Here is a 24,489-nt window from a genome sequence, read left to right on the forward strand (position 1 = left end):
CAAGCTGTATGAACGCACCAGCGTCATCATCACCACCAACCTGAGCTTCAGCGAATGGGCCAGCGTCTTTGGCGATGCCAAAATGACCACGGCACTGCTCGACCGTCTCACCCATCGCTGCCACATCCTCGAAACCGGCAATGACAGCTACCGCTTCAAGGCCAGCTCCGAAACAGCCAAGAAAAAGCGAAAGGAGACACCACCATTGACGCCATCATAATACGCAGATCATAACGACTGGGTGGGTCAGATCTCGATGAAAATGCCGGGTCAGTTCTCAGTGACAATCAACACCGCAAGGGCTTGATAACAATGACGGTAAATAACCAATGGCAGTCCCTAGGGGAATCGAACCCCTCTTTCCAGGTTGAAAACCTGGCGTCCTAACCGATAGACGAAGGGACCGCAGTTGGTGTCGCGCTTTTAGGCAAAGCCCGCAGCGCGCGCAAGGGGGAATTTGCGCTTTTTTCGGACTTCATCTCAATGCGCCGGTGCCGCATCCTCAAGCCGCAATTGCACTGATTGGCGACCTTGCCAGACATGCACTTCGATGCGTCCGGCCAGGTGAAAACGGGTGCCGTTATGGTGCAACAGGGCGGGTCCCAAAGGGCCGTCCATTGCACCGAAACAGATCGAATCGACCCGCGCACCCAACCCGTCGCCAAAGCTGATTTTGAGGTGGTTCTCGCCCACCTGCTTGGCGAAAAGAATCTGGCAGTCGGGAAAGGCGAAACGCGGCGCAGGCGCACCCGCCCCGAACGGCCCCGCGTCATCCAGCAAGGTCACCAGATCGACCGTCGCCGCCCCCGGCATCAGGATCCCGTCCAGCCGCAGATCGGCAGGCCCCAGCGTACCCGCCCCCTGTTTGTCGAGCAATTCCGCCAGCCGCGCCATCGCAGGTTCCAGCTTGTCCTGCGCAACGCTCAGCCCTGCCGCCATCTTGTGCCCGCCACCCTTGAGCAACAGCCCCTCGCTGGCCAGCCTTTGGATTGCGGCTCCCAGATCGATACCCGACACAGACCGGCCCGATCCCTTGCCGACACCATCCTCGAAGCCGATCACGATGGCGGGGCGGTTCGTGGCCTCTTTCAGTCGCGCCGCGACGATGCCCACGACACCGGGATGCCAGCCGTCGCCCGCCGCCCAGGCCAGCGGGCCATCCGTGCCCCGCGCCTTGGCCTGTGCGATGGCCACATCGCGCACCGCCTGTTCCACGGCGCGCCGGTCGGTGTTCAGCTGGTCGAGCATATCGGCCAGATCGCGCGCCTCTGCCGGATCATCGGTGGCCAGCAACCGCGCCCCCAGATCAGCCTTGCCGATCCGCCCGCCCGCATTGACCCGTGGCCCCAGGAGAAACCCCAGATGATAGGATGTCGGTGCCGCATCCAGCCCCGCCACATCCGCCAGCGCCGTCAGACCCACGCGCGCACGCCGCGCCATCACCGTCAGCCCCTGCCGCACAAAGGCGCGGTTGACCCCAACGAGCGGCGCCACATCCGCAACCGTGGCCAGCGCGACAAGGTCCAGCATCGCCATCAGGTCAGGCCCTGCGGTGCCCGCGTCCCGCAACTGCCGGTTCGCCTCGACCAGCATCAGGAACACGACGCCCGCCGCACAGAGATGCGCCAGATCGCCGCTTTCGTCCTGCCGGTTCGGGTTCACGACGGCCAGAGCATCGGGCAGCGTTTCCCCGCCAAGGTGATGGTCCAGCACGATCACATCCGCACCGACAGCCGCCGCGATGGGGCCGTGTGACAGCGTCCCGCAATCCACGCAGACAATCAGGTCATGTGCTGCGGCCAGTTCGGCCATGGCGGGCTCATTAGGACCATAACCTTCGTCGATGCGGTCGGGGATATAAAGCGTCGCGCGCAGTCCCATCTGCCGCAGCCACACGATCAGCAGTGCAGCCGAAGCCCCGCCATCCACGTCATAATCGGCAAAAATCGCAATGCGCTCGCGCCCTGCCACGGCCTGCAAAAACCGTGCCGCCGCCTTTTCCATGTCGCGCAGGCTACGCGGATCAGGCAGCAGGTCGCGCAGGGTTGGGGCCAGAAACAGTGCCGCCTCCTGCGACGGCACACCGCGCCGCGCAAGCGTCCGACACAGCGCGGGCGGCAGGTTGGTGGCCTGCCCCATGGCTTCGGCCGCGCGATCCTCCTGCACCGAAGGGCCGACCCAGCGGCGCCCCGTCAGCGACGCAGTCACTCCCAGAAACGCATGATCTTGTGGTTTGTTCATACGCCCATACTAGCAGGGCCGCTGCCCCCGCGCCACGCCCTGACTTCTTATTTCCAAAAATACTCCCGCCGGAGGCGGCGCGCCAGCGCCTCAGCGCACGGGATTGCGATAGATCATCCGCCGGACCGATCCGGTCTTGGACCGCATCAGGATCGTCTCGGCCGTCACGAACCCGACTTCGCGCTTGATGCCGGGGACCAGCGATCCGTCCGTGACACCTGTCGCGGCGAAAATCACATCGCCCGTCACCATATCGTCGCGGGTATAGACGCGGTCGAAATTGGTGATGCCAGCCTTTGTCGCACGCCCGCGTTCATCATCGTTGCGAAACAAAAGCCGTCCGAAAATCTGCCCGCCCATGCATTTGAGCGCCGCCGCCGCCAGCACCCCTTCGGGCGCGCCGCCGGATCCCATATACATGTCGATGCCCGTCAGATCGGGCTCTGCGCAATGCATGACACCGGCCACATCGCCATCGGTAATGAGCCGGATCGCGGCCCCCGTGCTGCGGATTTCGGCAATCATGTCTTCGTGGCGGGGGCGTTCCAGCACGCAGACGGTGATGTCCTTGGTCGAACAGCCTTTGGCGGCGGCCAGCGCCGACACCCGTTCGGCAGGCGACATATCCAGCGTCACGACGCCTGTGCGAAACCCCGGACCGATGGCCAGCTTGTCCATATAGACATCGGGCGCATGCAGCATCGACCCGCGCGGCCCCATCGCGATCACGGCCAGCGCATTGGGCATGTCCTTGGCGGTCAGCGTCGTGCCTTCCAGCGGATCAAGCGCGATATCGACGCCCGGTCCATTGCCGGTGCCGACCTCTTCGCCGATGAACAGCATCGGCGCCTCGTCCCGTTCGCCTTCGCCGATCACCACGACGCCCGCGATATCAAGCTTGTTCAGCTGGGTGCGCATCGCATCCACCGCCGCCTGATCGGCGGCCTTTTCGTCACCGCGCCCGATCAGGGACGCACAGGCGATGGCGGCCGCCTCGGACACGCGGGCCAGACCCAGCGACAGGTTGCGGTCGTTGAAATCGGCGGGCAGGGGCATTGGCTTTTCCTTCGGGTGGGTGCGCTCCCCGTAAACCCTGCTTGTGTCACAGTCGCAAGACTGTTTGCGCTAAACTGCCTCGATCCGGATCGCGACAGGGTCGCCCGACACGACACCGGTGTCCTTGAACGCGGCCAAAGCCTCGTCCAGTGCGGTGCGGGTCGTCTTGTGGGTGACGATCAGCACGGGTGCTGTGGTGTCGGCGTGGTCGTATTGGCGCATCCTGTCGATGGAAATGCCCGCATCGCCCAAGGCGCGCGCGACTTTCGCCAGCGCGCCGGGTTTATCCAGCAACTTCATCCGCAGATAATAGGGGGCGGGTATCGCCGCGAGAGCCGGGCGGGCGCGCCGCAGGCTGGTTGCGGGTTGGCCAAAGGTGGAAATCCGCACGCCGCGTGCGATATCCATCACATCGCCCATCACCGCGCTGGCGGTCGGACCTTCGCCCGCGCCGGGACCGCGCAGCACGATCTGGCCCACGGAATCGCCTTCGAGAACGACCATATTGGTGCCGCCCTGCAACTGGCCCAAAGGCGAGGTGTCGGGAACAAGGCACGGCGACATGCGCTGTTCCAGCCCGCGCCCGGTCATCTGTGCGACACCCAAAAGCTTGATCTTGAACCCCATGTCAGCGGCCTGCCGGATATCTTCGATGCTGACCGCACCGATCCCTTCCAGCTGGACGGCGTCGAAATCGACCTGCGTGCCAAAAGCGATGGCCGACAACAGCGCGAGCTTGTGCCCCGCATCAATCCCGCCGACGTCCAGTTCGGGGTCGGCTTCCAGATAGCCAAGGGCGTTCGCCTCGTCGAACACCTCCTGATAGGTCAGGCCCGCGCTTTCCATGCGGGTCAGGATATAATTGCAGCTGCCGTTCATCACGCCCATGATCCGCGTGATGTCATTGGCGGCCAGCCCTTCGGTCAGTGCCTTGACGACGGGGATACCACCCGCGACCGCCGCTTCGAACCGGACCACGCGGCCTGCGGCCTCGGCGGCTTCGGCGATGGCCTGGCCATGCACGGCCAGCAGCGCCTTGTTGGCTGAAACGACATCCTTGCCAGCGGCGATCGCCGCTTCGGTCGCGTGTTTGGCGGGGCCGTCATGGCCGCCCATCACCTCGATGAACAGGTCCACATCGTCGCGGCGGGCAAGGGCTGCGGGATCGTCCTCCCAGGCGTAGCCCGACAGATCGACGCCGCGATCCTTGTCGCGGCTGCGCGCCGAGACCGCGCTGATCGTGATCGCGCGGCCTGACCGCGCCTGCAACAGGTCGGCATGTTTCTGCACGATCCGCACGATCCCCACGCCAACGGTGCCCAGTCCCGCAATGCCGAGCCTTAAGGGGTGTGTCATGCTGTCAAATCCATATCTGTCGCGGTTTCGGGTGCGGTGTAGCGAATAGAGGCCATTACTGCAACGCGCCCGGATCAATCGCGCGCAGGGCGGCAGCGCGGCGTTGCAACGCCGCAATCCGGTCGTCCATGCCATCCGTTTCGGTGGTGATCAGGGCGGGCTGATCCGCCAGCGGTGCCAGACGCGGATAGGGTGCGCTCCGCGCGGCCTCGGTCACGGTGCCCTCCAGTGCGGGAATATCCGCGCAGGCGGCAAGGATCAGCAGAAAGGGCAGGGTGTGGCGCATGTGGCAGACAATAGACAGGTGCGGGACTTCGCGGCAAGTCGGGCTTTTCATTTGAAAGGCTGTTCAGTTACATGGCGGCATGGCGCGCAAGCAAGGGTCTCATTCCGATATCACCGGCCCACGGGTGCAGGACACGGCCCTGCGGCTGATCGCGCGGCATGGCTATGCGGCTGTGTCGATGCGCCAGATCGCGGCCGAGGTCGGGGTGCAGGCGGGGGCGCTGTATAACTACACCCCCGACAAGCAGACCCTGCTGTTCGACCTGATGCGCGCGCATATGCAGGACGTGCTGGATGCGCTGGCCGCCGCCGATCTGCAGGGCGATCCGCCTGCGCGGCTGGACGGGTTCACGCGATTTCACATCCGGTTCCATCTGCCGCGATCCGATCAGGTGTTCGTCTCCTATATGGAGCTGCGCAACCTCGCGCCCGAAAACTTTGCCATCCTTGAAAAGATGCGCCGCGACTATGAAACCGCGCTCGAGGATATCTTGCGCGACGGGGTGGCGGCGGGCGTCTTTGCCGTGCCGGATACACGGATCGCGACGATGGCGATCATTGCCATGCTGACCGGGCTCAGCCATTGGTACCGCGAAGGCGGACGGCTGGGCATGGATGCGATCGAAGAAATATACTGCAATCTTGTCCAGAACTCGGTCAGGCGCTGACGCGAAAGGTCATCCATGTTCCATCCTGATCACACCGGCGGTCATGCCACGGTCCATGCCTCCGAGGGGCGGCGCTATTTTGCCTGCGGGGTGATCTATGGCCTGGGTGGATTGCTGATCTATACCGCGCTGGCCCGCCCGCCGGATTTGTTCTGGCTGATCTTCCTGCTGGGGTTCGGTGGCGCGATGCTGTGGCTGGGCGAAAGATTGCGCCGCGCGACCCGGCTTGGCATCGTGCTGACCGAAACCGACCTGCGCGACACGGACGGCACCGTGCTGGCGCGGATGGAGGATATCGTGCTGGTGGATCGCGGCGCGCTGGCGATGAAACCCGCCAACGGCTTTACGCTGGTGCTGAAAACGCGTCAGCCGCGGGGCTGGTCGCCCGGCATGTGGTGGCGGATCGGCAAACGCGTCGGCGTTGGCGGTGTGACGGCAGCAGGCCCGGCCAAGTTTATGGCCGAACAGATCGCGTTGCGGATCAAGGCGCGGGACGGCTGATCAGCACAATTCGTCGCCGCTGGTCGGGTTGGCGAGTGTCGGATCGTAGCAAACCGCTGGCATGAACCGTGGCGAAATGACTGTAAACGTGCGCAACGCAATCGGGTTGAGGTTGGTATCCGAGAACGGCCCGATCCCCATCGAGAATGGCGCGACATAGTCGACTTCTGTTTCAACCAGGATCGACCGCGCACCGTCTGCCATGATCGGGAGTTGGTTTACCAAAGGCAACAATTTCGCGGTGTCCAGATTGTCGCCAAAGCCGCGATTATGGGACCAGCGCACGACGTAACGCCCGCCTGGCTGATCCCAGCTATACGCCGTCACACGGATGCGCGGCATGGTGCTGGTTTCGGACAGAACCCGCAGCAAGGATTGCATGGCGGTGATATATGTCGCGTCGACGGAGGACTTTTCGCGGCTGATCATGTCAGCCACGGTCAGACCTGCGCGGTTGCTTTTCGCTTCGGCGCGATAGGCGTCGAAATACACGAACGTAGACAAGAGCGCCCAAATCATGATCGGAACCACCAGGCACAATTCGATCGGGCCGTTGCCGCTTTGGTTCGTCTTGAAATTGCGTAGGGCTGACAGAAGCTGTTTCATGTTATTTACCGGAAAGGCTCGACAACAAAGGCCGACGTCGCAACAAGAGCATACGACCCGCCAGCGGCGGCACTCGTGTTTCTTTCGACGACCGCTTTGCCGATACCCGATGTTGGGATCACAGGATCGAAGCGCGCGCACGCGCGCAGGAAGAGCAGCCTGTTGTTGTTCGTGTTTGTGAACGCCACAGGGGGCTGCACGGCCGCACCGCGGTCAACGCAGGCGACTGTCGGGCTAGGGTCGACCCATGCGCGCGGGTCCAATTGGACCATTTCGATCTGCAGCTGATTTTCGCAGTCTGGGATCAGCCCGGCAGACGCGCAGATGCGCGTGCGCAGTGTGTCCGGCGTCGGCGTCGGCATCATTCCGATCCGCACATCTCGCACGGCCAAATCGACACCGCGTTCAAGAGCAAAGTGCCGCAAGGACACCATCCCGCTCTCGAACGCCATCAGAAAGATGAACATGAAGACAGGGAAGGCGATCACGAACCCGACCGTCACAGCACCTTCCTCGTTTCCAAGGAAGTCCCTGACATTGTTCCGCGCGGCCTGCAAAAGCGTCATTGCAGCAGTCTCAGCTCGGACACCCGCTGCGCGATGGTTTGGAACGCGGCATTCATCCCGGCAGCGTTCGTCCTAAAGTACATCGACGGATTGGATGCGCAGTCTCTGACATCGGTGTTGTTGATTTCAACCGCGACCGTCCACACTTCAACCTCGCGGCTTGAAGCCTTGGCACGGTTGCAAATGTTTTCGAAGCGGGTCTCGTTGGTCGACTGCGACGACAACAGGTACCGTCGGGACGAATGTGCCTGGATATGTCCATTGCTGGTATTGAGGTTGCGAAGATCGATCGGGTTATTAGGTCGTTCTTGGATCGTCATGTTCCCATCGGTCATCAGGACGATGATCTTGCGCGTGTCCGCCTCTTTCCAGGCAGAAGGCCGGTTGCTGAATGCAGACGGCACGACGTTCAGCGCGCTCAGCGCCTGAAACGCTGGCTGTGACGAAGGATCGAGCAAAGCGAGCGCCCACTTCATTCCGTAATGCGTGCCGGTTCCGTCATGCATCCGAATATTGTTAAGGAAAGTACGAGCTACTGCAGGATCGGCAACAGCATATCGGATCGACGACCTGTCCTGCGGGCACCAGCCAAAATCCATATCGTTTTGATACGCATAATACATGAAGTGCGGGATTTGTGCGCGGCCTGTGCCTGGCAATCCAGCAGTCGTCCAGTCGCTGTTAGACATCTCGATGCAGGACGACACTTGCGGGAAACGCTCATCATCGGGTGAAGGCACAATTCCGTCGGGGCCAGGGCCGAGGAAAGTATTGATCCTGACGGCGTTCAGGTGGTTGAACATTTCAGGACCCGGATTTACCGCACCGGCGTAGGGGATAATATTCAGAGATACGATAGGGTCCTTGCCGACGTACAACAGGCCGGTCGCTGGATCGATATTTGGCGCCAGCACGGTTTCAGCGAAGCCGATGGCGGCCTCTTGCATCAATTCGAAACGGCTTCTGCCGCCCACACGTTCACGCATCGAACCTGAAATGTCGAGTACGAGCGATATTTCGGCCTGTGACACACCTTCGGCTGCTGCCGACGCGGCAGGCGCCTGAAGCTGGTCGATCCCGATCAGCCGCAAGTAAAATGTATTCACGTCTAAAGCGGATTCGACCGTGACCGAACGTGTGCTCGCGGTTGTTCTGACAACTGGCGCGCCGACGATTGCCCCATCGAAACCCGCCTTCCGGAAGTAATCAATCACGACCGTGGCCGGGTCGGCCCGCTGTTCGCGGTCGGAGGCGGCCAGCACCGCCCGGTCCGATACAGACTGCAATTGTGCGCGCCGCGATTCGAACCGCATAAAGTCAACGGCCATCCCGGCCATGACGAGCATTGTGATCAAAAGCACGAGCGCCAGGATGAGAATACTGCCATCTTCATCACGACCGAACGCGCGCAGGCATCTGACCCGCCAACCCAGCTTGTCTGTTTTGTTTCCGGCATCCGCATGTGTCTGTGGCATATCCATCCTCGCGGCAGGCGACCGTCGTCGCGCCTTGGTAAGTATTCGTTCACCCTGCATTTAACACATCCCCCTGCCGTCTGTGACAAAAAATTGCAAGATCACGGCATCGGCACCGTTATTTGCAATGAGTATCTGCATATTGTAGCAAAATAATGGCAATTGTTTTCAGCAGCGAAACAAAGTTCAGCAGTCATTTGGCCGGAGGAGGTGGCGAATTGTGGGCGAATCGCCTCAATTTGACGGACCGCCTCTTTTTTCATCCCTATTTGTCGAATCATACCTATGCTGGCCTCGGGCCGTGACGCGCCCGATCAGACCCGGCGCAGGACCGGGCAAGGAAGGAAAGACAATGAACGCCCAAGACCCCGCGCAGGAACCCAGTTTCCGCGAATCCGTCGACCTGATGTTCAACCGTGCCGTCGCCCTAATGGACCTCAGCCCCGGGCTGGAGGAAAAGATCAGGGTCTGCAACGCAACCTATACGGTGCGTTTCGGTGTGCGCCTGCGTGGTGCGCTGCATACGTTCACCGGCTATCGGTCTGTCCATTCCGAACATATGGAACCCGTCAAAGGCGGCATCCGCTTTGCCCCCAACGTCCATCAGGACGAGGTCGAGGCGCTGGCGGCACTGATGACCTACAAATGCGCATTGGTCGAGGCGCCGTTCGGCGGCTCCAAGGGTGGTTTGCGGATCAATCCGGCCGACTGGAACGAACATGAACTCGAACTGATCACCCGCCGTTTCGCCTATGAGCTGATCAAGCGCGACCTGATCAACCCCGCCCAGAACGTGCCCGCCCCCGACATGGGCACGGGCGAGCGGGAAATGGCGTGGATTGCCGACCAGTACCGCCGCATGAACACCACCGATATCAACGCCGCCGCCTGTGTGACAGGCAAACCCACGAATGCGGGCGGTATTGCGGGAAGGGTCGAGGCGACAGGGCGCGGCGTGCAATACGCCTTGCGCGAATTCTTCCGCTACCCCGAGGATGTGGCCAAGGCGAACCTGACCGGGACCCTGGAAGGCAAGCGCGTCATCGTGCAGGGGCTGGGCAACGTGGGCTATCACGCGGCGAAGTTCCTGTCCGAGGAAGACGGCGCGCTGATCACCGCGATCATCGAACGCGACGGCGCCCTGCATGACGAAAAAGGGCTGAACGTCGAAACCGTTCGCGCCTGGATTTCCAAGAACGGCGGTGTCGCCAATTACCCGCATGCCAAACACATCGCTGACGGGGGCAAAATGCTCGAGGCGGAATGTGACATCCTGATTCCGGCCGCACTCGAAGCGGTGATCAACCTGTCGAACGCAGACCGCATCCAGGCACCCTTGATCATCGAGGCGGCGAACGGACCTGTCACCGCCGGCGCTGACGAGATCCTGCGCGACAAGGGCTGCGTCATCATCCCCGATATGTATGCCAATGCGGGCGGTGTGACGGTGTCCTATTTCGAATGGGTCAAGAACCTGTCGCATATTCGTTTCGGCCGTATGCAGCGCCGTCAGGAAGAATCGCGCCACCAGCTTGTCGTCGATGAGTTGGAACGGCTGTCGGCGGACAAGGGCCTCGGCTGGACCTTGTCGCCCGATTTCAAGGACAAATACCTGCGCGGCGCGGACGAGCTGGAACTGGTGCGCTCGGGGCTCGATGACACGATGCGCGCGGCCTATCAGGCGATGCGCGCGGTCTGGCACGGCCGCGATGACGTGCACGACCTGCGCACGGCGGCCTATCTGGTGTCGATCCGCAAGGTCGCCGACAGCTATCGCGCCAAGGGGTTGTAAGGGCTGCGGTGTCAGGTGGATCATGATCCACCTTACACCCGCATTTGCCCTTTCGGTCCGCCGCCAATACGCTAGACTTTGCGTATCGCGGCAAGGGGCAGGGCATGGGCTATTCGGGCTTTGGCATCATCAAGGAAGGGTTGTTCGGCCAGAAAGGCTGGAAACCGCTCTGGCGTGATCCAGCACCCAAGGCGCGCTATGACGCGATCATCATCGGCGGTGGCGGCCACGGGCTTGCCACGGCCTATTACCTTGCCCGCGAACACGGGCTGACCAATATCGCCGTGCTCGAAAAGGGCCATATCGGCAGCGGCAACATCGGGCGCAACACGACGATCGTGCGCGCCAATTACTTTCTGCCGGGCAACCAGGAATTCTATTCCCACTCGCTCAAGCTTTGGGAAGGGATGGAGCGCGAGTTGAACTACAACGTGATGCATTCGCAGCGCGGGCTGATCAACCTGTTCCATTCCGACGGCCAGCGCGACGCCTTCGTGCGGCGCGGCAATGCGATGATCAATCAGGGCGATGATGCGATCCTGCTGGACCGCGACGGCGTGCGCAGCCATCTGCCCTATCTCGATTTCGACAACGCGCGCTTCCCGATCTACGGCGGCCTGTATCACCCGCGCGGCGGCACGGCGCGGCATGATGCGGTGGCCTGGGGCTATGCGCGCGGGGCCGATCAGCGCGGCGTCGATCTGATCCAGAATTGCGAAGTCACCGGAATCGACATTGAAAATGGTGTCGTCACAGGCGTCCAGACCACGCGGGGCCCGATCAAGGCGCGCAAGGTCGGCATCGTCACGGCAGGCCGGTCGGGGCAGGTGGCGGCGATGGCGGGGATGCGCCTGCCCATCGAAAGCCATGTCTTGCAGGCTTTTGTCACCGAAGGGCTGAAGCCTGTGATCGACCATGTCGTCAGTTTCGGCATGGGGCATTTCTATATCAGCCAGTCCGACAAGGGCGGGCTGGTGTTCGGCGGTGATTTGGATTTCTACGCCTCTTACGCCGCGCGCGGCAACCTACCGATGAAAGAACACGTGATGGAGGCCGCGATGACCCTGATGCCGATGATCGGCAAGGCCCGCGTGTTGCGGTCATGGGGCGGGATCATGGACATGACGCCCGACGGCAGCCCGATCATCGACACGACACCCACCAAGGGTTTGTTCATCGATTGCGGCTGGTGCTATGGCGGATTCAAGGCCGTACCCGCGTCGGGCTTTGCTTTTGCGCATCTGATGGCGACTGGCCAACCCCATGCGACGGCTGCGAAATTCCGGCTGGACCGGTTCCGCACCGGCGTGGGGCTGATGGACGAAGAAGGCACCGGATCGCAGCACAACCTGCATTGAGCGTGGGATACGAGTATTTGAAGAAATGAGAATGAAGGCGGATCATGCGGATTGAATGCCCCCATTGCGGCGAACGCGACCGGCGCGAGTTCTATTATGTCGGCGATGCTGTCGCGCTCGCCCGGCCCGCACCCGATGCGGGGCCTGACGCCTGGGACGATTATCTGCACAACCGCGACAACCCCGCAGGCGACACAAACGATCTGTGGTATCACGAAGGCGGTTGCGGCGCGTGGATCGTGGTTTCGCGCAACACCGTGACCCATGCGGTCCACCGCACCAAACTTGCGCAAAAGGCCGCATCATGAGGCTGCGCAACCCCGGCCAGACCGTGACCTTCACCTTCGACGGCAAACCCGTGCAGGGCGTGCCCGGCGAACCTGTGGCTGCCGCTTTGCTGGCCAACGGGATCAGGCTGATGGGCCGGTCGTTCAAATACCACCGCCCGCGCGGCGTGATGACCGCAGGGTCAGAGGAACCCAACGCGCTGGTCACCGTGGGGCGCGGTGCGGCGCAGGACCCCAATATCCGCGCCACCGTGCTGGAGGTGTCCGACGGGCTGGAGGTTTTCAGCCAGAACGCCTGGCCCAGCCTGCGCCATGATGCGCTGGCGGTGAACGACCTGTTGTCGCCGTTTCTGGGCGCAGGGTTCTATTACAAGACCTTCATGTGGCCCGCATCGTTCTGGGAAAAGCTCTATGAGCCGGTGATCCGCCGCGCGGCCGGTCTGGGCCGGTTGAGCGGGCAGGCCAGCGCCGACTGCTATGAAAAGGCCTTTGCCTTTTGTGATCTTCTGGTGATCGGGGCGGGGCCTGCGGGGCTGATGGCCGCACTGACCGCAGGGCGGGCAGGTGTGGACGTGATCCTTGCCGATGAGGACAGCGCCATGGGCGGCCGTCTCTTGCGCGAGGTCGAGGATGTGGATGGCCGGCCCGCCGCGGCCTGGGTCGCGGACGTGCTGGCGCAATTGCGCGCCTTGCCCAATGTGCGGCTGATGCCGCGCACCACGGTGACCGGCGCATATGACCAAGGCACTTACGGCGCGCTGGAACGGGTTGCGGCGGCGGGAGCGCCGGTTGAGTGTTTCTGGCGGATCGTGGCCAAACGGTCGGTACTTTGCGCAGGCGCGCTGGAGCGGCCCATCGCGTTTCCTGACAACGACCGGCCCGGCATCATGCTGGCGGGGGCGGTGCGGGCTTATGTCAACCGTTGGGGTGTGGCACCCGGCCGGTCTGTCACGGTCTTTGGAAACAACGACGACGCGCACCGGACCGCGCGCGATCTCGCGGCGGCAGGGATCAAGATCGCGGGGTTGATCGATGCCCGCCCCGATGTGCAGGTGACGGCGGATTATCCCGTTTTCACCGGCGGCAGCGTGACAGCGACCGCCGGACGGCGCGGGCTGTCCAGCATCACGGTCGCGCATCAGGGCGGCACGCGGGTGATCCAGACGGATTGTCTGGCGATCTCGGGCGGCTGGAACCCGTCCGTTCATCTGACCTGTCACATGAACGGGCGGCCCCGGTGGCGCGACGATATCGCGGCCTTTGTGCCGACCCCTGATGCCATCCCCGGCATGGCGGTCGCGGGGGCCTGCAACGGCGTTTTCGAGACCGCCGGCTGTCTGCGCGAAGGGGCCGAGGTGGCCGCCGCCATCGCCCGCGACCTCGGGTTCACAGCCGAAGTGACGCTGCCCGTCGCCGAGGCCCGCGCCTATGCCATCGCGCCGCTGTGGGAAATCCCCGGAAAGGGGCGCAAATGGGTCGATTTCCAGAATGACGTGACGACCAAGGATATCGCGTTGTCGGCGCAGGAAAACATGCGCAGCGTCGAACATATGAAACGCTACACGACCCAAGGCATGGCCCCCGATCAGGGCAAATCGTCCAACGTGCTGGCGCTGGCGGTGCTGGCTGACCTTACGGGGCGCGGCATCCCCGAGACGGGGACGACGACGTTCCGCCCGCCTTTCGTGCCGGTCGGCATCGCCGCGATGGGGGCAGGCGGGCAGGGCAAGGGGTTCGCCCCCACCCGCCTGATGACCTCGCATCACGCGACCGTCGCTGCCCGCGCGCCGATGATCGAGGCGGGGCTCTGGTATCGCCCCAGCTATTTCCCGCTGGAGGGCGAGGTCAGCTGGCGGCAATCCTGCGACCGCGAAGTGGGCTATGCGCGCAACGCGGTCGGTGTCTGCGACGTGTCCACTTTGGGCAAGATCGACGTGCAGGGGCCGGATGCGGCTGCACTATTGGATTTTGTCTATACCAACCGCATGTCCACGCTGAAGATGGGCCGGGTGCGTTACGGGCTGATGCTGCGTGAGGACGGGTTCGTCATGGATGACGGCACCGCTGCGCGTCTGGGGCCGGATCATTTCGTCATCACCACCACCACGGCGGCGGCGGGGCAAGTGATGCGGCATATGGAATTCGCAAGCCAAGTGCTGCGCCCCGATCTGGATGCGCGCGTCCTGTCTGTCACCGACCATTGGGCGCAATTCGCCGTGGCGGGGCCGCGTGCGCAGGTCCTGCTCAACACCGTGCTCGATGACCAGATCAGCAACGAGGATTGGCCTTTCATGGCCTGCGGGACCGTGGGCATCGGCGGTGTCACTGGGCGGTTGTTCCGGATTTCGTTTTCGGGCGAGACCGCGTTCGAGATCGCGGTGCCCGCGCGGTACGGCGAAAGCCTGTTTCGGCAATTGGTGGCGCAGGCACGCACTTTGGGCGGTGGCCCCTACGGGATGGAGGCGCTGAACGTGCTACGGATCGAAAAGGGCCTCTTGACCCACGCCGAACTGCATGGGCGCACCACGGCCTTTGATCTGGGGCTGGCAGGGATGGTCAGCGCCCAGAAGGATTGCATCGGGCAGGCTGCTGCCAGCCGTCCCGGCCTGGTTGATCCCGCCCGCGAACGGCTGGTGGGCTTGCGCGCAGTGGAAGAGGGGCGGCGCCTGACCGCAGGCGCGCATCTGTTTGCCAAGGACGCCAAGGCCGTGACCGCCAATGATCAGGGCTATGTCACATCCGCGTGCTATTCGCCGACGCTGGATTGCTATCTGGGTCTGGCCTTTCTGAAGAACGGCCCCGACCGGCATGGCGAGGTGATCCGCATGGTCGACCATTTGCGCGGTGTGGATACATTGGCCGAGGTCTGCCATCCGGTGTTTTTCGACCCCGAAGGAGGACGCGCCCGTGGCTAGACTGATCGCACTAGGCGCTTTTGGCGATCTGTTGCCTCTGCAGGTGGGCGATGTGACCTGCACGGAAGTGGTGCGCGAGACGCTGTTTTCGGTCGCGCCCTATCGCGGCCAGCAAAAGGCGGTGTCGGCCGGGTTGAAAACGCAGCTTGGCCTGACCCTGCCTGCCGTCGGGCGGCGCAGGGCCGCGGGTGACGTGATCTGCCAGTGGATCGGGCATGACGCGTGGATCGTCAGTGCGCCAGTGACGCTCGACGGGTTGGCGGCAGTCACGGATCAATCCGACGGTTATGCCACGCTGGAGATCACGGGGGCATCGGTCGAGGCGGTGCTGGCGCGGCTCGTCCCGCTTGATCTGCGCAGCGCGACGTTCAAGGTCAATCACACCGCCCGCAGCCTGCTGGGCCATCTGCCGGTCAGCATCACCCGCACAGGGCCGCAGGCCTTCGAGGTGATGGTGATGCGGTCCATGGCGGCGTCTTTGGTGCATGATCTGCAAGAGGCGATGACAGGCGTGGCGGCGCGCGGATCGGCCTGACGCTGCGCGCCAGACCGAGGCCTCCGGCGGGGATTACGTCAAATCGCGTTTCACGCGAATTGACGGGCTCGGAAGATGCAAAGGCCTTTTCGGTTGATAGTAGCCCTTGGAAAGCAGGGGCAAAAGGCGGATACTGCGCGCATGAGCCTGCCACCCGGATTTCTGGACGAATTGCGCAACCGGCTGTCACTTGGACAGGTCGTCGGGCGCAAAGTCATGTGGGATACCCGCAAATCGAACCCCGGCAAAGGCGATCTCTGGGCGCCGTGCCCGTTCCATCAGGAGAAAAGCGCCAGTTTCCACGTCGATGACCGCAAGGGGTTCTATTATTGCTTTGGCTGCCACGCCAAAGGTGATGCGATTTCCTTTGTCCGTGAAACCGAGAACGTCGATTTCATGGGGGCGGTGAAGATTCTGGCGGGCGAAGCGGGCATGCCGATGCCCGAACGCGACCCGCAGGCGCAGCAAAAGGCTGATCTGCGCGGCCAGCTGGTCGAGGTGATGGAAAAGGTCATTAAATGGCACCGCCTGCAATTGCAGACGGGGGCTGCGGCCGAGGCGCGCGATTACCTTGCCCGACGTGGTCTATCGCCCGAAGCGCAGGCGCGCTGGGATATCGGATTCGCGCCCGCACATGGCGGCGCGCTGGCGTATCTGACCGCACAGGGGGTGGACCCCAAGCTAGTGATTGCAGCAGGGATCGCCGCCGAAAGCGACCGGGGTGGCGCGCCTTACGACAGATTCCGCGGGCGGATCATCTTTCCGATCCGTGATGCGCGGGGGCGGGCCATCGGCATGGGGGGCCGCGCGATGGACCCCAACGCGCCTGCGAAATACTACAATTCACCCGAAACGCCGCTGTTCGACAAAGGCCGCAGCCTGTTCAACCACGGCCCTGCGCGCGAGGCGGCGGGAAAGGGCAAGCCATTGGTCGTGGCCGAAGGCTATATGGATGTGATCGCTTTGTCCGAGGCGGGGTTCACCGCCACGGTGGCCCCCCTTGGCACCGCGATCACCGAGGATCAGCTGCGCCTCTTGTGGCGGATCGCACCCGAGCCGATCATCGCCCTTGATGGTGATACCGCCGGTCTGCGCGCGGCGATGCGGTTGATCGACATCGCGCTGCCGCTGCTTGAGGCGGGGCAGAGTTTGCGTTTCGCGCTGATGCCGCCAGGGCTGGACCCTGACGACGTGATAAAGACGCAAGGCGCGGGGGCGATGCAGAAACTGCTGGATGCCGCGATCCCGATGGTGCGTATGCTCTGGGAGCGCGAACTTAAGGCAGCGCCGACCGAGACGCCAGAGCAGAAGGCGGCCTTGAACCAACGGATCAGGGCGTCAATCAGCAAAATAAAGGATAAGGAACTTCGCCACTACTATGGCGAGGCAATGAAAGAGTTTCGACGCATCACGTTTCAGACAAACTGGGCGCCGGAGTACAGGCCAAAGGGCAAGAGGCTTGGCGGTGGTGCTACAGTTGAAGCGAAGAGATCGGTACTTGCTGCTGATCTTGATCGTCGGGGCCTGGAGAGGATCAGGGAAAGGATTGTCCTGGCAGTTTGCATCAAGAAGACGGAAATGATTGCCGTTTTCGAGCAGGGCTTGGATACATTTGAATTTCTGGAAGGAAGACACCAGGAACTCGCCCTTGCTCTCGTCAGTTTGGGTCTATCCAACAATGATGTCGATGTTCTGTTGTCGTTGGGAGCAATGGGCTTCGCCGACGAAGTGGCCAACATACTTGCCGATCCGATGGTAAGGATTAACCCGTCTATGAAGGCAAACTGCAAAGCAGAGGTCGCCAAGATGACGGTTGCAGAGCAGTTGGCGATCTTGAGCGCGGATCGAGGGCATCGCCGTGAAATGCGCGATGCGGAGGAGGATATGGATGGTCTGGTCGATGAGGGGCTTACTTGGCGGCTTATGCAGGCGAATCGTGCTAGATTTGACGCTTCGGGCGTGTCGCTGGACGAGTCTGTCGAATTTGAGAGAGGTTCAAACGGTCTAGCACTCAGCAAAGATGAGCGCAGCAACCTTGAAAATCTAATCGCAGCTATCAACTTCAGTCCTATAAAGAAGCGGAACCCATGACACGGTCGAGCAATTCAGCTGCATTTAAGCGCGAGCTGAAAGCAACGGGGCACGGATGAAAAAGGACGAGCGCAGTGCATTCGATCAATTGCTCGACCAGATCAATTTTGCCAAGGGGCAGGGCCGGCCTAGGTCATGACATGGCAACAGAACTGAAAAACACGCGGTCGACTGCTTGCGGTTCACGCCGATGCAGGGTTGATTCGGATCAGACCGAATCAGCCGAATCACCCTGGCTGCGTAACGACGACTTGGAAGGGTCCCTTTGATGGCTGCGAAAGACACCGATGATCGCAAGGACAACGACCAGGATGGGGATATCAGCCTTGATATGAGCCAGGCCGCGGTCAAGAAGATGATCGCGGATGCGCGTGAACGGGGCTACATCACTTATGACCAGCTGAACGCGGTCCTGCCGCCGGAACAGGTGTCCTCTGACCAGATCGAAGACGTGATGTCGATGCTGTCCGAAATGGGCATCCAGGTCACCGAGGAAGAAGAATCAGAAGAAAGCGACGATGGCACCGGCGGCACCGATATCGCCACCGTGTCGGGATCGCGCGATGTGGCCATCGGCGGGGCCGAGGCTGAAAAGCTGGACCGCACCGATGACCCTGTCCGCATGTATCTGCGCGAAATGGGATCGGTCGAGCTGTTGTCCCGCGAAGGCGAGATCGCCATCGCCAAGCGGATTGAGGCCGGACGCAACACGATGATTCTGGGGCTGTGCGAAAGCCCGCTGACATTCCAGGCGATCACGATCTGGCGCGACGAATTGCTGTCAGAGGACATCCTGCTGCGCGACGTGATCGACCTCGAAACTACCTTTGGCAACCAGTTGGGCGAAGAAGGCGATGTCGAACCTGTCGTGGGCGCCGCCCCTGTGTCCGAGGACAAGGGCGACAGCGGCACCGAACTGGACGCCGACGGCAACCCGATCAGCAAGGACGACGACGACGAGGACGACGATCAGGTCAACATGTCGCTTGCTGCGATGGAAGCCGCGCTGAAACCGCGCGTGCTGGAAACGCTTGAAATCATCGCACGCGGCTTTGCCGAACTGTCCGACATGCAGGATGCGCGGATGTCCGCGACACTGAACGAGGATTCGTCGTTTTCGACCCGTGACGAGGAACGCTATCAGACATTGCGGTCCGAAATCGTGGTGCTGGTGAATTCGCTGCACCTGCACAACAACCGGATCGAAGCCTTGATCGACCAGTTGTACGGCATCAACCGCCGGATCATGTCGATCGACAGCGCGATGGTGAAACTTGCCGATCAGGCCCGGATCAACCGCCGTGAATTCATCGACGAATATCGCGGGCGCGAGCTTGACCCCAACTGGCTGGAACAGATGGCCGACAAATCGGGGCGTGGCTGGCAGGCGCTGGTCGAAAAATCCACCGACAAGATCGAGGAATTGCGCAACGATATGGCGCAGGTCGGTCAGTATGTCGGGGTCGACATCACCGAATTCCGTCGCATCGTCCAGCAGGTGCAAAAGGGCGAAAAAGAAGCGCGGCAGGCGAAGAAGGAAATGGTCGAGGCGAACCTGCGTCTGGTCATCTCGATCGCCAAGAAATACACCAACCGGGGCCTTCAATTCCTTGATCTTATTCAGGAAGGCAACATCGGCCTGATGAAGGCCGTCGACAAATTCGAATACCGCCGCGGGTATAAATTCTCGACCTACGCGACATGGTGGATCCGCCAGGCGATCACACGGTCCATCGCGGATCAGGCGCGCACGATCCGTATTCCGGTCCATATGATCGAGACGATCAACAAACTCGTGCGCACCGGCCGCCAGATGCTGCATGAAATCGGCCGCGAACCCACGCCAGAGGAATTGGCCGAAAAGCTGCAAATGCCGCTGGAAAAGGTCCGCAAGGTGATGAAGATCGCCAAGGAACCTATTTCGCTCGAAACGCCGATCGGCGACGAGGAAGACAGCCAGCTTGGCGATTTCATCGAGGACAAGAACGCGATCCTGCCGCTGGACAGCGCCATTCAGGAAAACCTGAAAGAAACCACGACCCGCGTGCTGGCCTCCCTGACCCCGCGTGAAGAACGCGTGCTGCGGATGCGGTTCGGGATCGGGATGAACACCGACCACACGCTGGAAGAGGTCGGCCAGCAGTTCAGCGTGACCCGCGAACGCATCCGCCAGATCGAGGCCAAGGCGCTGCGGAAGTTGAAGCATCCCAGCCGCAGCAGGAAATTGCGGTCGTTCCTGGATCAGTAAAACAAAAACCCCCGGACCAAGGTCCGGGGGGTTTTTCTTTCAGTTCCGCGGCATCAGGAAAATCTCGCGCACGGCGGCCTGTTCCGATGCGGTCAGCGCGTGCATCACGGCGGCGGCCACATCCTCGGGCTGGAGCTTGTCGGGTTTTTCCTCGTCAAAAAACGGCGTGTTGACCATGCCGGGGGCAACCACGGTGCAGCGGCCACCCCAGTCCTTCATCTCCTCGGCCAGATTGCCGGCAAAACCGTGGACGAACCATTTGGTCGCGCCGTAAACCGACCCCGGCAAATGCACGCGGCCTGCCGCGGAACCCGTCAGAACCATATGCCCCTTGCTGGCGTGCAGATGCGGCAGTGCCGCCTTGACTGTGCGCAACAGGCCTTTGATATTCAGATCGACGATGGCATCCCATTCATCCAGATCGCCGTCTTCGGCCCCGAAAGTGCTCGTGCCGCGCCCGGCATTGGCAAAGGCCGCGTCAAGCCCGCCGAACCGGTCGATCAGCGCGGCGATGGCCTTGGTCTGGGCGTCGATGTCCAGCACATCGCCGGGCAGGGCCATGGCCTGATCGCCGATTTCGGCGGCCAGTGCGTCAAGCTTGTCCGCGCTGCGGGCAAAGAGGCCCACATTCCAGCCGCTTGCGGCGGCGGCGCGGGCGGTTGCGGCGCCGATCCCGCTCGAGGCGCCAGTGATGAAAACTGTCTTTGGCATTGGGTTTCCTTTCTATTGCTGCTGGCCCAACGCCCGAGACAGCAATTCGTTGCCGACCTGCGCAGGCCGCGACGGCATTGTCGCAAGATGGCTACTGTATCTGGGGGGATGAAATCCCCCCTACCCAAAACCAAGGCGGGTTCTTATAGTGGCTGTGGATAAGTGGGGTCAGGCCCCAACAGATAGCCCAAAGGACCTCATATGCGCTGCCCTTTTTGCGGAAACGTCGATACTCAGGTCAAGGATTCCCGCCCCGCAGAAGACCATGTCGCGATCCGGCGCAGGCGGTTCTGTCCGGCCTGCGGCGGGCGGTTCACCACCTATGAGCGCGTGCAATTGCGTGATCTGGTCGTGATCAAATCCAATGGCCGGCGCGAGGATTTCGACCGCCAGAAGCTCGAACGCTCCATCCGTATCGCGCTGCAAAAGCGCCCGGTGGAACCCGAACGCATGGACCAGATGATCAGCGGCATCGTGCGCCGGCTGGAAAGTCTGGGCGATACCGATATTCCGTCAGGCACCATCGGCGAGATCGTGATGGAAAGCCTGGCAAGGATCGACACGGTCGCCTATGTGCGGTTCGCCAGCGTCTACAAGAACTTTCAGGCGGCGGATGATTTCGACAAATTCGTCAGCGAATTGCGCCCGATCGCAGCCAAAGAAGACGAGTGACCGACGCCCGTTACATGGCTCTTGCGCTGCAACTGGGGCGGCGCGGGATGGGGCGTGTCTGGCCCAATCCGGCGGTGGGTTGCGTGATCGTCAACCATGGCCGGATCGTCGGGCGCGGCTGGACACAGGATGGCGGACGCCCTCATGCCGAGGCCGTGGCACTGGCACAAGCCGGTGCGGAGTCGCGGGGGGCGACGGTTTATGTCACGCTGGAACCCTGCGCCCATCATGGCAAGACCCCGCCCTGCACCGAGGCGCTGATCGCCGCTGGTGTGGCGCGTGTGGTGATTGCGGTCGGTGATCCTGATCCGCGCGTCGCGGGGCGTGGGATCGCGATGCTGCAACAGGCCGGGATGGCGGTGGATGTCGGGCTGCTGGCTGATCAGGCCCGCGCGGATCATGCTGGCTTTCTGTCGCGCATCATGGGGGGGCGTCCTTTTGTGACGCTCAAGCTGGCAGGCACGCTCGATGGCCGGATCGCCACGGCAAGCGGCGAAAGCCAGTGGATCACAGGACCAGAGGCGCGCCGTGCTGTGCATATGATGCGTGCACGCCATGACGCCGTGATGGTCGGTGCAGGCACGGTGCGTGCGGATGATCCGGCGCTGACGGTGCGCGGCCTTGGCAGCCTGCGCCAGCCCGTGCGCGTCGTCGTCTCGCGCGCGATGAAGCTGCCGGTGACCAGCCAATTGGCGCAAACGGCGACACAATCCCCGGTCTGGTTCTGCCATGGGGCCGAGGCGGATGTGGCGGCCTGGGTGGACCTTGGGGCGGTCAGCCTGCCCTGTGCGGTACGCGCGGGCCAGGTCGACCCCGAGGCGATGATGCAGGCGCTGGCGGGCGCCGGGATCACGCGGGTGTTCTGCGAGGGGGGCGGTATGCTCGCGGCCTCCTTGCTCAATGCGGGGCTGGTCGATGATCTGGTGGTGATGACCGCAGGCCGCGCGATCGGCGCCGAGGGTACGCCCGCGCTAGCGGCGATGGGGATCGGGCGGTTGGCGGACGCGCCGCGCTTTGTGCTGGCGGATCTGGCGCGTCTGGGCGAGGATGTCATGACGCGCTGGCGGCGGGTCTAGGGTTTCACGGGGCGCAGCCCCGTACCCCGGAGTATTTTTGGAAAAAAGAAGTCAACGCCACAAGGGGGCGAAGCTGGCGAAGAGGCCCTGCAGTTTCGCCGCTGCGCGGTTGAAGCGCGGGGCGGGCGGGATGTCGTCATGTTCGAGCCGGTCGACGATCACTTCGACCGGGCAGGGCAGGCCGCTGACCGGATCGCGGTAGCGCGGATAGGCGATCAGCGCGGCATGGACGAGGGCGGTCAGGTCCACTGCCGCATTGCGCCGTGCCAGCGGCATCGCGCGGTCATCGGTCAGCCCCCAGCCTGCGTAGAATGGCATGCCCAGACAGGTGACGGGACGGTCGTGCAGCAATGCCTCGAACCCCAGAAGCGATGTCATGGTCCAGACTTCATCGCAGGCCCTGATGGCGGCGATCGGATCGGCATCGTCCAGCACCAGATCGGCCCAGTCGCGCGGGTTGGGGACATGGCCGGGGCGCAGTTTCGCGCGCACGTCGGGGTGCGGTTTGTAGAGGATGACGGCGGCGGGGTTGGCGGCGCGCACCGCTTGCAAGAGCGCCGCGTTGGTGCGCACCTCGCCTGCGCCAAGCCGGATGCTGGCGTCATCCTCGACCTGGCCGGGGACGAGGATGCGTCGCCCTTTGGGCAGGTCGGGCAGCGGGGAGCTTTGCAGGTTGTATTTCGACAGGCCCGCCGTGGTGATCCGCGCGATCAGCGCCTGTGCCCGGTCGCGCGCAGCAGGGTCGAGCGTGTCCGACCCTGCGATCAGCGCCTCAAGCCCGCTGGGGCGGGTCGCGTCGTAGTAGATCCCCAGATCGTCCAGCACCAGGGACAGCGGGGCAATCAGATCCGCGCCCAGACCGCGCGAGCGCAGGAAGCCATCCTCGACCAGCGCGGCGTCGCCGCCAGCCTTGCTGGCCCAGCGCATCAGGCGGCGGTTTGACTGTTTGGCCAGCGTCACGGCCTTGGTGCCGCGCGCGAACCGCACCCTTTCGGGCTGGCCGAAGAAGTGCTGCAATGGCTTGCGTTTCCACAGCCGCATGTCGGCGGCGACCCAGCCGCGATGATCGTCCCGCCAGGCGCGGGTCAGCGCGGACAGGGTGGCGGTCGCTTCCTCGAAGCTGCACAGCCGGTCGTTATAGGGGTCGTACCATGTGGGATAGAGGATCATCGCGCCTGCGAACAATTGCGCCCGGGTCAGACGGCGCTGCCGGCGCTGGACCGGCTTGCGGTCGTCTGTCAGCCCCCAGCCCACATAGAAAGGCTGGCCGAAGACGACGGGTTTGTGACCGGCAAGGACCGCCTCGAACCCCAGTTGCGATGTGACTGTATAGACCGCAACCGCCCCCGCCAACAGCGCCCAAGGCGAGACGGGTCCGTCACACAGGCTGATCCGGTCGCTGGCATCGGCGGCGGTGAAATAGCCCGCCTTGTCGCCTGCCATCGTTTCGGGATGGGTTTTGATCACGATCCGCTGGCCGGGGTGTTCGGTCTGGGCGAAGAACAGCATCTCGCGGAAGGTGTTGCTGTCCGCACCGCTCGCGGTGATGCTGGCATCCTTGCGGGTCTGGTCGACGACCAGCACATAGCCTGCCTCTGGCACGGGGGCGGTGGGATCGAAACAGGTGTATTTCGACAGATCGTCCGCCTGAAGTGCTGCAATCCCGGCCTTGGCGCGGTTCAGCAGGGCGGTGTCATCAAGCGGATCCTCGGTGAGGATCGTTTCCAGATCGGACACGGTCGTTGGGTCGAAATGCACACCGCGCCGGTCGATGTTCAGCCCGATGGGCAGATCACCCGACCGCCCCGGCCGGACAGAGCGCAGGAAACTGTCCTCGACCCGGACAAGGCCCGCGCCTTTGTGGCGTGCCACAGCCTCGCCCCGCGGGGCGGTGGGGCTGTGGCCCCAGACGCCGATCAGGTCGTCCGGTCCGGGCGCGCCGAGCCGGATGTCATAGCCCGCCAGCGTCAGGATGCGCCGGATTCGGGGCTGGGTCAGGAAACCGCCCGAATAGACATAGAGGTTCTGACGCTTTTCAACCGGCATTGCG

At 62.8% G+C, this 24,489-nt stretch carries 21 protein-coding genes and 1 tRNA gene; 12 read left to right on the forward strand and 10 right to left on the reverse strand.

Features of this window, described 5'->3' with window-relative positions:
• Nucleotides 1–220 (forward strand): ATP-binding protein (locus H147_RS19670; protein WP_019955610.1); only part of this gene is annotated, 220 nt, incomplete at its 5' end.
• Between the two features lie 110 nt (nucleotides 221–330).
• On the opposite strand, the gene H147_RS0111990 is transcribed toward H147_RS19670, so the two are convergent.
• From H147_RS0111990 to H147_RS0112010, 5 genes are all read right to left on the reverse strand, one after another.
• Nucleotides 331–405 (reverse strand) — tRNA-Glu (locus H147_RS0111990).
• A 75-nt stretch (nucleotides 406–480) separates the two neighbouring features.
• Nucleotides 481–2,241, reverse strand: a complete 1,761-nt coding sequence (recJ, locus tag H147_RS0111995; RefSeq protein WP_019955611.1) for a single-stranded-DNA-specific exonuclease RecJ — start codon at nucleotides 2,239–2,241, stop codon at nucleotides 481–483.
• Nucleotides 2,242–2,331: 90 nt separating this feature from the next.
• Nucleotides 2,332–3,297: a class II fructose-bisphosphatase gene (glpX, locus tag H147_RS0112000; protein WP_019955612.1), complete on the reverse strand. Its 966-nt coding sequence runs from the start codon at nucleotides 3,295–3,297 to the stop codon at nucleotides 2,332–2,334.
• A gap of 69 nt (nucleotides 3,298–3,366) precedes the next feature.
• Nucleotides 3,367–4,653 carry a homoserine dehydrogenase gene (locus H147_RS0112005; protein ID WP_026352462.1) on the reverse strand — a complete coding sequence of 429 codons (1,287 nt, stop codon included), beginning with the start codon at nucleotides 4,651–4,653 and terminating at the stop codon, nucleotides 3,367–3,369.
• Nucleotides 4,654–4,708: 55 nt separating this feature from the next.
• Nucleotides 4,709–4,939 carry a hypothetical protein gene (locus H147_RS0112010; protein ID WP_019955614.1) on the reverse strand — a complete coding sequence of 77 codons (231 nt, stop codon included), beginning with the start codon at nucleotides 4,937–4,939 and terminating at the stop codon, nucleotides 4,709–4,711.
• Between the two features lie 79 nt (nucleotides 4,940–5,018).
• On the opposite strand from H147_RS0112010, the gene H147_RS0112015 reads away from it, so the two are divergent.
• Both H147_RS0112015 and H147_RS0112020 read left to right on the forward strand, forming a co-directional pair.
• The gene (locus tag H147_RS0112015; RefSeq protein ID WP_019955615.1) at nucleotides 5,019–5,606 is read left to right on the forward strand and encodes a TetR/AcrR family transcriptional regulator; all 588 of its coding nucleotides are present in this window, start codon (nucleotides 5,019–5,021) and stop codon (nucleotides 5,604–5,606) included.
• 15 nt (nucleotides 5,607–5,621) lie between these two features.
• Complete coding sequence (locus H147_RS0112020; RefSeq protein WP_019955616.1) at nucleotides 5,622–6,107, forward strand: hypothetical protein; 486 nt, start codon at nucleotides 5,622–5,624, stop codon at nucleotides 6,105–6,107.
• Here H147_RS0112020 and H147_RS0112025 read toward each other — a convergent pair whose 3' ends face one another.
• From H147_RS0112025 to H147_RS0112035, 3 genes are read right to left on the reverse strand one after another with little or no spacing between them, the layout of a single operon-like run.
• Nucleotides 6,108–6,713: a TadE/TadG family type IV pilus assembly protein gene (locus H147_RS0112025; RefSeq protein WP_019955617.1), complete on the reverse strand. Its 606-nt coding sequence runs from the start codon at nucleotides 6,711–6,713 to the stop codon at nucleotides 6,108–6,110. It abuts the gene before it with no gap.
• A gap of 5 nt (nucleotides 6,714–6,718) precedes the next feature.
• Nucleotides 6,719–7,279, reverse strand: coding sequence for a TadE/TadG family type IV pilus assembly protein (locus H147_RS0112030; protein WP_019955618.1), 561 nt, complete (start codon nucleotides 7,277–7,279; stop codon nucleotides 6,719–6,721).
• Nucleotides 7,276–8,760, reverse strand: a complete 1,485-nt coding sequence (locus tag H147_RS0112035; RefSeq protein ID WP_019955619.1) for a TadE/TadG family type IV pilus assembly protein — start codon at nucleotides 8,758–8,760, stop codon at nucleotides 7,276–7,278. The genes H147_RS0112030 and H147_RS0112035 overlap by 4 nt, the downstream gene beginning before the upstream one ends.
• Nucleotides 8,761–9,106: 346 nt before the next feature.
• On the opposite strand from H147_RS0112035, the gene H147_RS0112045 reads away from it, so the two are divergent.
• The 7 genes from H147_RS0112045 to rpoD all read left to right on the forward strand — a co-directional run bounded on the left by H147_RS0112045 (nucleotide 9,107) and on the right by rpoD (nucleotide 19,980).
• Nucleotides 9,107–10,546 (forward strand): Glu/Leu/Phe/Val family dehydrogenase, encoded by a 1,440-nt coding sequence (locus tag H147_RS0112045; RefSeq protein ID WP_026352463.1) that lies wholly within the window; start codon nucleotides 9,107–9,109, stop codon nucleotides 10,544–10,546.
• A gap of 104 nt (nucleotides 10,547–10,650) precedes the next feature.
• Nucleotides 10,651–11,904 (forward strand): sarcosine oxidase subunit beta family protein, encoded by a 1,254-nt coding sequence (locus tag H147_RS0112050; RefSeq protein WP_019955622.1) that lies wholly within the window; start codon nucleotides 10,651–10,653, stop codon nucleotides 11,902–11,904.
• 44 nt (nucleotides 11,905–11,948) lie between these two features.
• Nucleotides 11,949–12,212 carry a sarcosine oxidase subunit delta gene (locus H147_RS0112055; RefSeq protein WP_019955623.1) on the forward strand — a complete coding sequence of 88 codons (264 nt, stop codon included), beginning with the start codon at nucleotides 11,949–11,951 and terminating at the stop codon, nucleotides 12,210–12,212.
• Entirely contained in the window at nucleotides 12,209–15,106 is a 2,898-nt protein-coding gene (locus H147_RS0112060) for a sarcosine oxidase subunit alpha family protein (RefSeq protein WP_019955624.1), read from the forward strand. Before H147_RS0112055 ends, H147_RS0112060 begins: the two co-directional genes overlap by 4 nt.
• The gene (locus H147_RS0112065) at nucleotides 15,099–15,641 is read left to right on the forward strand and encodes a sarcosine oxidase subunit gamma (protein WP_019955625.1); all 543 of its coding nucleotides are present in this window, start codon (nucleotides 15,099–15,101) and stop codon (nucleotides 15,639–15,641) included. The genes H147_RS0112060 and H147_RS0112065 overlap by 8 nt, the downstream gene beginning before the upstream one ends.
• A 141-nt stretch (nucleotides 15,642–15,782) precedes the next feature.
• Nucleotides 15,783–17,732, forward strand: a complete 1,950-nt coding sequence (gene dnaG / locus H147_RS0112070; protein ID WP_019955626.1) for a DNA primase — start codon at nucleotides 15,783–15,785, stop codon at nucleotides 17,730–17,732.
• A gap of 268 nt (nucleotides 17,733–18,000) precedes the next feature.
• Complete coding sequence (gene rpoD / locus H147_RS0112080; RefSeq protein WP_019955627.1) at nucleotides 18,001–19,980, forward strand: RNA polymerase sigma factor RpoD; 1,980 nt, start codon at nucleotides 18,001–18,003, stop codon at nucleotides 19,978–19,980.
• 39 nt (nucleotides 19,981–20,019) lie between these two features.
• Here the strand turns inward: rpoD and H147_RS0112085 are convergent, their stop codons facing one another.
• Complete coding sequence (locus H147_RS0112085) at nucleotides 20,020–20,691, reverse strand: SDR family oxidoreductase (protein WP_019955628.1); 672 nt, start codon at nucleotides 20,689–20,691, stop codon at nucleotides 20,020–20,022.
• Nucleotides 20,692–20,892: 201 nt separating this feature from the next.
• Between H147_RS0112085 and nrdR the strand changes: the two genes are divergently transcribed.
• Together nrdR and ribD are read left to right on the forward strand one after the other, a co-directional pair.
• Nucleotides 20,893–21,363 (forward strand): transcriptional regulator NrdR, encoded by a 471-nt coding sequence (gene nrdR / locus H147_RS0112090; RefSeq protein ID WP_019955629.1) that lies wholly within the window; start codon nucleotides 20,893–20,895, stop codon nucleotides 21,361–21,363.
• Nucleotides 21,360–22,439 (forward strand): bifunctional diaminohydroxyphosphoribosylaminopyrimidine deaminase/5-amino-6-(5-phosphoribosylamino)uracil reductase RibD, encoded by a 1,080-nt coding sequence (gene ribD, locus H147_RS0112095; protein WP_019955630.1) that lies wholly within the window; start codon nucleotides 21,360–21,362, stop codon nucleotides 22,437–22,439. Before nrdR ends, ribD begins: the two co-directional genes overlap by 4 nt.
• 51 nt (nucleotides 22,440–22,490) lie before the next feature.
• On the opposite strand, the gene H147_RS0112100 is transcribed toward ribD, so the two are convergent.
• Entirely contained in the window at nucleotides 22,491–24,485 is a 1,995-nt protein-coding gene (locus H147_RS0112100) for a capsule polysaccharide biogenesis protein (RefSeq protein ID WP_019955631.1), read from the reverse strand.
• Nucleotides 24,486–24,489 lie beyond the last annotated feature (4 nt).

It is taken from the genome of Yoonia vestfoldensis DSM 16212 (assembly GCF_000382265.1).
Lineage (GTDB): Bacteria > Pseudomonadota > Alphaproteobacteria > Rhodobacterales > Rhodobacteraceae > Yoonia > Yoonia vestfoldensis.